We start from the raw sequence: 10,196 nt of genomic DNA, 5'->3' as shown, positions 1-10,196 counted from the left end.
GGTCAGCGGTCGCTGAGACGGCCGAGCTCGTTGTCGATGAAGGCGAGGACCTCGTCCGCGCTCGCCGCTTCGAGTCGCTCCGCGACGCCGTCCTCGGCATTCTCCGCGTCGAGGATTCGCAATTTCTCCAGCATTCGGCGCAGCCGGAGGGAGACCGCGTCCCGGGTCGCCCGGTCGGTGTCGCCGGTCGCCAGAGCCTCGTCGAGCCGGTCGAGTCGGCCGAGCAGTTCGGCGCCGTCGGCGGCGTCCCGCTGGTCCAGGAGCACGCCGAGGAGGTGGGCGGCCAGCACGCCCGGGGTGGGGTGGTCGAAGACCAGGGTGGCGGGCAGGCGGAGGCCGGTGACGGCGGTGAGGCGGTTGCGCAGTTCCAGTGCCGTCAGGGAGTCGACGCCGAGGTCGTGGAAGTCCCGGTCGGCCGCGACGGCTTGCGCCGAGCCGTGGCCGAGCACGGCCGCCGCCTCGGTGCGGACCAGGCCGGTGAGATGCCGGAGCCGGTCGCCCTCGCGCAGTCCGGCCAGCCGGGTGGCCAGCGCGGTGGCCGTCCCGGTGCTGCCGCCGCCCGACGCGGCCGCCCGGCGGGCGCCGCGGACCAGGCCGCGCAGCAGTGCCGGGACGGTGCCGGGCATCCTCGCCGGGCCGGTGGCGCGGCCGATCGGGACCAGGTGCGGCGCGTCGACGGCCATCGCGGCGTCGAGCAGGGCCAGTCCCTGCTCCTCGGTGAGCGGCGGGACCCCGGTGGCGCGGATGCGGTGCAGGTCGGCCTCGCTCAGTTCCCCCGTCATACCTGCGGTGGGCACCCAGGCGCCCCAGCCCAAGGACTGGGCGGGCAGGCCGAGTTGACGGCGCCGGGAGGCGAGTGCGTCCAGGAAGACGTTCGCCGCCGCGTAGTTGCCCTGGCCCGCGCTACCCAGCACACCGGAGATCGAGGAGAAGAGGACGAACGCCTTCAGGTCCTGGCCCGCGGTCAACTCGTGCAAGTACCACGCGGCGTCGACCTTGGGCCGCAGGACGGAGGACAGCCGCTCGGGCGTCAACGCCGTCACCACGCCGTCGTCCAGCACACCGGCCGCGTGCACCACGCCCGTGATCCTCCGATCCTTCAGCGCCTCGGCGAGCGCCGCCCGGTCGGCCGCGTCACAGGCCAGCACCTCGACCCGGGCGCCCAGCTCCGCCAACTCGCCCACCAGCTCGGCCGCTCCACCGCGTCGGCTCAGCAGCAGCAGGTCCCGCACGCCGTGCTCCACGACCAGGTGCCGGGCGACCAGCCGGCCCAGGCCACCCGTACCGCCGGTGACCACCACCGTGCCGTCGCCCCAGCCGGCGGACGTCCCGCCGCCGGTCACCCGGGCCAGCCGGCCGACCCGGACGGCACCCCGGCGGGCCACGAACTGGAAGTCACCGCCCGCCGGTTGGGCGGCGAGGACGGGGAGCGCGGCCGTGGTGTCCGCGTCGGCCCCGACGTCCAGCAGGGCGAACCGGCCCGGGTTCTCCGCCTCGGCCGCCCGCACCAGACCCCACACGGCGGCACCGGCCAGGTCCGACACCTCACCCGCCTCGCCCGCCGCGCCCCGGGTGACGAACACCAGCCGCGAGCCGTCGAAGCGCTCCTCGGCCAGCCACTCCTGCACCAGACCCAACGCCCACGCCGCCGCCTCGTGCACCGCCACCGGCCCCTCGGCGCCACCCGGCACCGGCACGAGCACGACCTCCGGCACCTCGACCAACGCCGCCGGCTCCCCGTCGAGGGTCACCGAGCGCACGGGCCCGCCCGCCGACGGCGTCGCGTCCACCCAGTCCAGCCGCAGCAGCGCCCCGGCGGGCCTGGCGGCCGCGGTCACGGCGGCCGGTTCGCCCAGCGTCAGCGACCCCGCCGACAGCACGGGCCCGCCCGCCGCGTCCACCGCCTCGACCGACACCGACCCCGCACCCGCCCGGGCGACGCGCAGCCGCACCACCGCCGCGCCGGTCGCGTGCAGCGCCACCTCCTGCCAGTCCACCGGCACCAGCCGCTCGCCGTCCTCCGGCCCGAGCAGACCGGCCGCCTGGACGGCCGCCTCCAGCAGCGCCGGGTGCAGACCGTACGGGGCCGCGTCCTCGGCCCGGCCCGGCAGGACGGCCTCGGCGAACACCTCCTCGCCGCGCTGCCAGACCGCCTGGAGGGTGCGGAACGCCGGACCGTGGTCCAGCGGGTCGTGGCAGCTCTCCGGCTCGACGGCCGACGCGTCCGCCGGGGGCCACACCGAGGTGTCGAAGCCGCCCTCGCGGCCGCCGACGGCCAGGGTGCCGGCGGCATGGCAGGTCCACGGATCCTCCTCCCCGGCGGCCTCCGGGCGGGCGTAGCAGCCCAGTCGGCGCGTCCCGGCCTCGTCGGGGGCGCCCACCACCAGCTGGACCACGACGGCACCGTCCTCCGGCAGCACCAGCGGTTCGGCGGGCGTCAGCCGCTCGACCCGGTCGCAGCCCACCTGGTCCGCGGCCCGCAGGGCCAGCTCCAGGAGGCCGGCGGCCGGGAGGACCGCCGCCCCGCCGACCCGGTGGTCGCCCAGCCACGGCTGGGCCGTCAGCGACAACCGACCGGTCAGCAGGACGCCCGCCGAGTCGGCCGGGGAGACCACCGCCCCCAGCAGCGGGTGCTCGGCCGGCCGCAGGCCCGCGCCGGTCACGTCGCCGGTACGGGCGGCCTGGGCGGGCCAGTAGCGCTCGCGCTGGAAGGCGTAGGTCGGCAGGTCGACGCGCCGGGCGCCGGTGCCGTCGAAGACCCGGGCCCAGTCGACGGGCACGCCGACGACGTGCAGCCGGGCGAGCGCGGTCAGCAGGGCGAGCTCCTCCGGGCGGTCCGCGCGCAGCGCCGGGGTGGTGACGCGATCGGCGCCCTCGGCGGGATTCGTGTCGCTGCGGTTCGGCTCGGCGAGGCTCGGCTCGGCGAGGTTCCGTTCGGCGAGGGCGGTGAGCACGCCCCCGGGGCCGAGCTCCAGGTGGTCGGTGGCACCCGCTTCGGCGAGGGCGCGGATGCCGTCGGCGAAGCGGACCGTCTCCCGGACGTGCCGCACCCAGTACTCGGACGACTGCAGATCCTCGGCGATCCCGCCGGTCAGGTTGGAGACGACCGGGAGCGAAGGCGCGTGGTACGTCAGGCCGTTGAGGACCTCCCGGAACTCCGCCAGCATCGGGTCCATCAGCGGCGAGTGGAAGGCGTGCGAGACCCGCAGCCGGCTGGTCCGCCGCTCGGCGAAGTGCGCCTCGACCGCCGCGACGGCCTGCTCCGCACCGGAGACGACCACCGAGCTCGGCCCGTTGACGGCGGCGATCGAGAGGAACTCGCCCAGCAGCGGCCGGACCTCCTCCTCGGTCGCCTCGACCGCGAGCATCGCCCCACCGGACGGCAGAGCCTGCATCAGGCGGCCCCGGGCGGAGACCAGCGTGCAGGCGTCGGCCAGCGAGAACACCCCCGCCACGTGCGCGGCGGCGACCTCACCGATCGAGTGCCCGGCCACGAACTCCGGCCGCACACCCAGTGATTCGAGCAGCCGGAACAGCGCCACCTCCACCGCGAACAACCCGGCCTGGGCGTAGTCCGTCCGGTTCAGCAGCTCCTCGTCCGCACCCCACACCACCTCCCGCAGCGGCAACTCGAACCGCTCGCACACCTCATCGAAGGCCGCCGCGAACACCGGGAACCGGCCGTACAACTCCCGCCCCATCCCCAGCCGTTGCGAGCCCTGCCCGGAGAACAGCAGCGCGAGCCGCCGTTCGCCGGCCGCGCCCCGGGCCACCTCGGTGCCGTCCAGCAGCACCGCCCGGTGCCCGAACCGGGCCCGGCCGGTCAGCGACAGCCCGATGTCCAGCGGCGAGCCGTCCACGCCGGCGAGCCCGGCCAACTGCGCGTCCAGAACCGGTTCCGCGGCACCCGAGACCACCCACGGCACCACGCCCGGCACGACGGACGGCGGTTCGACCGCCGACTCGACCGGTGGCACCTGTTCGAGGATCACGTGCGCGTTCGTCCCGCTGATCCCGAACGAGGAGATCCCCGCCCGCCGGGGCCGCTCGCTGTTCGGCCACTCCCGGGCCTCCGTCAGCAGTTCCACGGCGCCCGCCGACCAGTCCACGTGCGAGGAGGGCGCGTCCACGTGCAGCGTCTTCGGCAGCAGCCCGGCGTGCATCGCCTGCACGGTCTTGATCACCCCGGCGACGCCGGCGGCGGCCTGGGTGTGGCCCAGGTTGGACTTCACCGAGCCGAGCAGCAGCGGGAGTTCACGGTCCTGGCCGTAGGTGGCCAGCAGCGCCTGGGCCTCGATCGGGTCCCCGAGCGGGGTGCCCGTCCCGTGGGCCTCGACCACGTCCACCTCGGCGGGCGACAGCCCGGCGTTGGCGAGGGCCTGGCGGATCACCCGCTGCTGGGACGGCCCGTTCGGCGCCGTCAGCCCGTTGGAGGCGCCGTCCTGGTTGACGGCACTGCCGCGCACCACCGCCAGCACCGGGTGCCCGTTGCGCCGGGCGTCGAAGAGCCGCTCCAGCACCAGCACGCCGACCCCCTCCGACCAGCCGGTGCCGTCCGCCCCGTCCGCGAAGGCCTTGCAGTGCCCGTCCGGGGCCAGGCCGCCCTGGCGGGTGAAGCCGAGGAAGCTCATCGGCGTGGACAGCACGGTGACGCCACCGGCCAGGGCGAGGGTGCACTCACCGCTGTCGAGGGACTGCGCGGCCAGGTGCATCGCCACCAAAGAGGAGGAGCAGGCGGTGTCGATGGTGAGCGCGGGCCCCTCCAGGCCGAGGCAGTACGACACCCGGCCGGAGATCACGCTGTTGGCCAGCCCGGTGCTCGCGTGGCCCTCCACCTCCTCCCGCGAGTTCATCACCAACGAGGCGTAGTCCTGGCCGGTGGTGCCGACGAAGACGCCGGTCCGGCTGCCGCGCAGCGCCGTCGGGTCGATGCCGGCCCGCTCGACCGCCTCCCAGGAGGTCTCCAGCAGCAGCCGCTGCTGCGGGTCCATGGCGAGGGCCTCGCGCGGGGAGATGCCGAAGAAGCCCGCGTCGAACTCGCCCAGGCCGGTGAGGAAGCCACCCCGGCGGGTGGCGCTGACGCCGTGGCCGCTGCCGAACAGCGCGTCCAGGTCCCAGCCGCGGTCGGCCGGGAAGCCGGAGATGCCGTCGCGGCCCTCGCTCAGCAGCCGCCACAGGTCCTCGGGCGAGGCGACACCGCCGGGGAAGCGGCAGGCCATGCCGACGATCGCGACCGGTTCGCCGGCGGCGGGGGTGGCGGCGGCGGCCGGGGTGGCCGATTCGCCGGTGTCGTCCAGGAGTTCGCCGAGCAGGTGGGTGGCGAGGGCCTGCGGGGTCGGGTGGTCGAAGACCATGGTCGCCGGGAGCCGCAGCCCGGTGGCGGCGGTGAGGCGGTTGCGCAGTTCGATCGCGGTGAGGGAGTCGAAGCCGAGCTCGCGGAACTCCCGTCCGGGGTCGACGGCCCGGCCGGAGGGGTGGCCGAGCACGGTGGCGGCCTCGGTACGGACCAGGTCGAGGAGGTGGCGCGGCCGGTCGGCCTCACGCAGGACGGCCAGCCGCTCGGCGAGCGCGGCGCCCGTGCCGCTGGTGGCGCCGGAGGCGGTGCGGCGACCGGCCGGCAGCAGGGCGCGGAACAGGGCCGGCACCTCGCCGCGCGGGCGGGCCCCGGCGGCCATCCGGCCGGTCGCCACCAGGTAGGGCGCGTCCACGGCCATCGCGGCGTCCAGCAGGGCCAGGCCCTGGTCCTCGGTCAGCGGCGGGACCCCGGCGGAGCGGATCCGCTGCTGGTCGGCCTCGCTCAGCGTCCCCGTCATACCTGCTGCGGGCACCCAGGCACCCCAGCCCAAGGACTGTGCGGGCAGGCCGAGTTGACGGCGCCAGGAAGCGAGTGCGTCCAGGAAGACGTTCGCCGCCGCGTAGTTGCCCTGGCCCGCGCTACCCAGCACCCCGGAGATCGACGAGAAGAGGACGAACGCCTTCAGGTCCTGGCCCGCGGTCAACTCGTGCAAGTACCACGCAGCATCGACCTTGGGCCGCAGCACGGCGGACAGCCGCTCGGGCGTCAACGCCGTCACCACACCGTCGTCCAGCACACCGGCCGCGTGCACCACACCGGTGACCGTCCGGCCCCGGAGCGCCTCGGCGAGCGCCGCCCGGTCGGCCACGTCGCACGCGACGACCTCGACCTCGGCGCCCAGCTCGCGCAACTCCTCCACCCAGGCGCCGAGTCCGCCCCGGCGGCTCAGCAACAGCAGCTCCCGGACGCCGCGTTCGGCCACCAGGTGGCGCGCCACGAGCCGGCCCAGGCCGCCGGTGCCGCCCGTGACGACCACCGTGCCGTCGCCCCAGCCGTCGGACGAGCCACCGCCCGGGGCCCGGGTCAGCCGGCCGACCCGGACGACGCCGTCGCGGACCACCACCTGCGACTCGCCGACGGCCAGCACCTCGGCCAACGGCACCCCGCCGTCGGTGTCCACCAGGACGAACCGACCCGGGTTCTCCGTCTCCGCCGCCCGGACCAGACCCCATACGGCGGCCCCGGCCAAGTCCGACACCTCGCCCACCGCGCCCCGGGTGACGAACACCAGGCGCGAGCCCTCGAAGCGCGGATCGGCCAGCCACTCCTGCACCAGGCCCAGCGCCCACGCCGTCACCTCGTGCACGGCCTCCGGGCCCTCGGCACCGCCCGGCACCGGTACGAGCACGGCCTCCGGCACCTCCACCAGGGAAGCCAACTCCCCGTCCAGGGCCACCGACCGGACCTCCGACACCCGGCCGAGCGGGGCCGCGACCCAGTCCAGGCTCAGCAGCGACCCGTCGACCGCACGCGAGGCGGCGACCGGCTCGGCCAGCTCCACCGACTCCGCCGAGAGCACCGGATCCCCCGCCGCGTCGGCCAGGGCCAGCGCCAGCGTCTCCGCGCCGGTCCGCACCAGCCGCGCCCGCACCACGGTCGCCCCCGAGGCGTGCAGCGACACCCCGGACCACGCCACCGGCACCAGCCCGCGCCCGTCCGCCCGCACCACCGCCGCCAGCAGCGCCGGGTGCAGACCGAAGCCCGCGACCCCGTCCGCCGACTCCACCTCGACGTAGGTCTCCTCGCCCCGCTGCCAGACACCCTCGCCCTGCGCGACCGCGCCGGCCGGCGGCCAGACCGAGGCGTCGAAGTCTGCGGTGCGCGCCCCGGTGGTCAGCCGGCCGGTGGCGTGTTCGGTCCAGGGCTCGTCGAGGGAGCCGTCCGGGCGCGCGAAGAAGGTCACCGCCCGGGCTCCGGTCCCGTCCGGCGAACCCGCCCGCACCTGGACCGTCGTGGCGCCGCCGGTACCCAACGGCAGCGGCCGGGTGACGGTGAGCCGCTCGACCCGGTCGCAGCCGACGTGGTCGCCGACCCGGAGCGCCAGCTCCAGGAACCCGGCCGCCGGGAAGACCTCCGTGTCACCGTCCCAGGCCGCCGTGTCGGGCGAGAGCCGGCCGGTGAAGACCACGCTGTCCGTACCGGCCAGCGGCACGGCGGCGCCGAGCAGCGGGTGGTCCGCCGCCAGCAGCCCGGCGGAGGCGATGTCCCCGGCCAGGCTGCCGGGGGCGGGCCAGTAGCGCTCGTGCTGGAACGGGTACGTCGGCAGGTCGACGCGGCTGGCGCCGGTGCCGTCGAACAGCCGCGCCCAGTCCACCGGTACACCGGCGACGTGCAGCCGGGCGAGCGCGGTGACGAGCGCACTCTCCTCCGGACGGTCGCGGCGCAGCAGCGGGACCGCCGGGGCGTCGGTGTCCTGGACCAGGGCCGACAGGACGCCGTCCGGGCCGAGTTCGACGAAGGCCGTGGCCCCGGCCTCGGTCAGGGCACGCAGACCGTCGGCGAAGCGGACCGTCTCGCGGACGTGCCGCACCCAGTAGTCGGCTCCGGTCGCCCCGGTGACGAACTCACCGGTCAGGTTGGAGACCAGCGGGATCGAAGGCGCCTGGTACGAAAGGCCGTTGAGGACGTCCCGGAACTCCGCCAGCATCGGGTCCATCAGCGGGGAGTGGAAGGCGTGCGAGACCCGCAGTCGGGTGGTCTTCCGGTCGGCGAAGTGCGCCTCGACCGCCGCGACGGCCTGCTCCGCACCGGAGACGACCACCGAGGTCGGGCCGTTGACAGCCGCGATCGACACCAAGTCGCCCAGCAGTGGCAGGACTTCCTCCTCGGAAGCCTGGACGGCGAGCATCGCGCCACCCGACGGCAGCGCCTGCATCAGCCGACCACGCGCCGCCACCAGCGCACACGCATCGGCCAGCGAGAACACTCCGGCGACGTGCGCGGCCGCGACCTCACCGATCGAGTGCCCGGCCACGAACTCCGGCTCCACACCCAAGGATTCGAGCAGCCGGAACAGCGCCACCCCGACCGCGAACAGCCCCGCCTGCGCGAACGAGGTCCGGTTCAGCAACTCCTGGTCCGAACCCCACACCACCTCCCGCAGCGGCAGGTCCAGCGCGGCACACACCTCATCGAAGGCCGCCGCGAACACCGGGAACCGGGCGTACAACTCCCGCCCCATCCCCAGCCGTTGCGACCCCTGCCCGGAGAACAGGAACGCCGTCGACCGCTCCGCCGCCACCCCACGGGCCAGTTCGGCGCCGTCCACCAGCACCGCCCGGTGCCGGAACCGCGACCGCCCGGCCAGCGACAGCCCGACGTCCAGCGGCGAGCCGCCCGCCGTGGCCAGCCGGGCCAGCTGCGCGCCGAGCGCGGCCGCCGACTTCGCCGAGACCACCCACGGCACCGCGCCCGGCTCGACCGACGGCTGTGCGACGGCGTCCTCGATCGGCGGCGCCTCCTCGACGATCACATGGGCGTTCGTCCCACTGATCCCGAACGAGGACACCCCCGCCCGCCGGGTCCGCCCGCCGCCCGGCCACTCCCGGGCCTCCGTCAGCAGCCGCACCTCCCCCGCCGACCAGTCCACCCGCGCGGACGGCGACTCCGCGTGCAGGGTCTTCGGCAGCACCCCGGCCCGCAGCGCCATCACCGTCTTGATCACGCCCGCGACCCCGGCCGCCGCCTGGGCGTGGCCCAGGTTCGACTTGACCGAGCCGAGCCAGAGCGGTCGGCCGCTCTCCCGCCCCTGCCCGTAGGCGGCCAGCAGCGCCTGGGCCTCGATCGGGTCCCCGAGCGGGGTGCCCGTGCCGTGGCCCTCGACCGCGTCCACCTCGTCGGCGGACAGTCCCGCGTTGGCCAGGGCGGCCCGGATCACCCGCTGCTGGGACGGCCCGTTGGGCGCGGTGAACCCGTTGGACGCGCCGTCCTGGTTCACCGCCGAGCCACGCACCACGGCCAGCACCCGGTGCCCGTTGCGGCGGGCGTCGGAGAGCCGCTCCAGCACCAGCACGCCGACGCCCTCGGACCAGCCGGTGCCGTCCGCCCCGTCCGCGAAGGCCTTGCACCGCCCGTCCGGGGCCAGCCCGCCCTGGCGGCTGAACTCCAGCAGCGCCCCCGGGGTCGACATCACGTTGACCCCGCCCGCCACCGCCAGCGTGCACTCGCCCGCCCGCAGCGCCTGGACCGCCCAGTGCAGGGCGACCAGCGAGGAGGAGCAGGCGGTGTCCACCGTCACCGCGGGCCCCTCCAGGCCGAGGGTGTAGGAGAGCCGGCCGGAGAGGGCGGAGGCGGCGATGCCGGTGCCGATGTCCCCGGTGGCGTCGGCCAGGGAGCGCACCAGCAGGTAGGCGTAGTCCTGGCCGTTGGTGCCGAGGAACACCCCGGTGCGGCTGCCGCGCAGGGCGGTCGGGTCGAGGCCGGCCCGCTCGAACGCCTCCCAGGAGGTCTCCAGCAGCAGCCGCTGCTGGGGGTCGGTGGTGACGGCCTCGCGGGGCGAGATCCCGAAGAAGTCGGCGTCGAAGCCGGACACCGCGTCGAGGAAGCCGCCGCGCCGGGAGACCCGGGTGCCGCGCTCGTCGACGCCGGTGTCCCGCAGAGCGCCGAGGTCCCAGCCGCGGTCCGACGGGTAGTCCCCGGTAGCATCGCGGCCGTTCGCCACCAGCTCCCAGAGCTCCTCGGGCGAGCCGATGCCGCCCGGGTAGCGGCAGCCCATGCCGATGACGGCGACGGGTTCGGTGGCGGCGGCCAGCAGCCGGCGGTTCTGCTGCCGCAGCCGTTCGGACTCCTTGAGGGAGGACCGGAGAGCGGCGACTACCTTGTCGTGGGGCGTGGTCATGGG

At 75.9% G+C, this 10,196-nt stretch carries 1 protein-coding gene; it reads right to left on the bottom strand.

Going from position 1 to position 10,196, the window contains the following annotated elements:
* Positions 1-2 precede the first annotated feature (2 nt).
* Positions 3-10,193, bottom strand: a complete 10,191-nt coding sequence (locus ABTZ03_RS16150) for an SDR family NAD(P)-dependent oxidoreductase (RefSeq protein ID WP_350513589.1) — start codon at positions 10,191-10,193, stop codon at positions 3-5.
* Between the last annotated feature and the right edge of the window lie 3 nt (positions 10,194-10,196).

The organism is Kitasatospora sp. NPDC096077, from assembly GCF_040303245.1.
In the GTDB taxonomy this organism is placed as follows: domain Bacteria; phylum Actinomycetota; class Actinomycetes; order Streptomycetales; family Streptomycetaceae; genus Kitasatospora.
The sequence above is the reverse complement of the archived record's forward strand: the minus strand, read 5'-3'. Positions and strand labels throughout refer to the sequence as shown.

What these genes read in the sequence shown, in the direction of transcription:
- ABTZ03_RS16150 (WP_350513589.1), bottom strand. Translation starts at nt 10,193, where the DNA reads ATGACCACGCCCCACGACAAGGTAGTCGCCGCTCTCCGGTCCTCCCTC.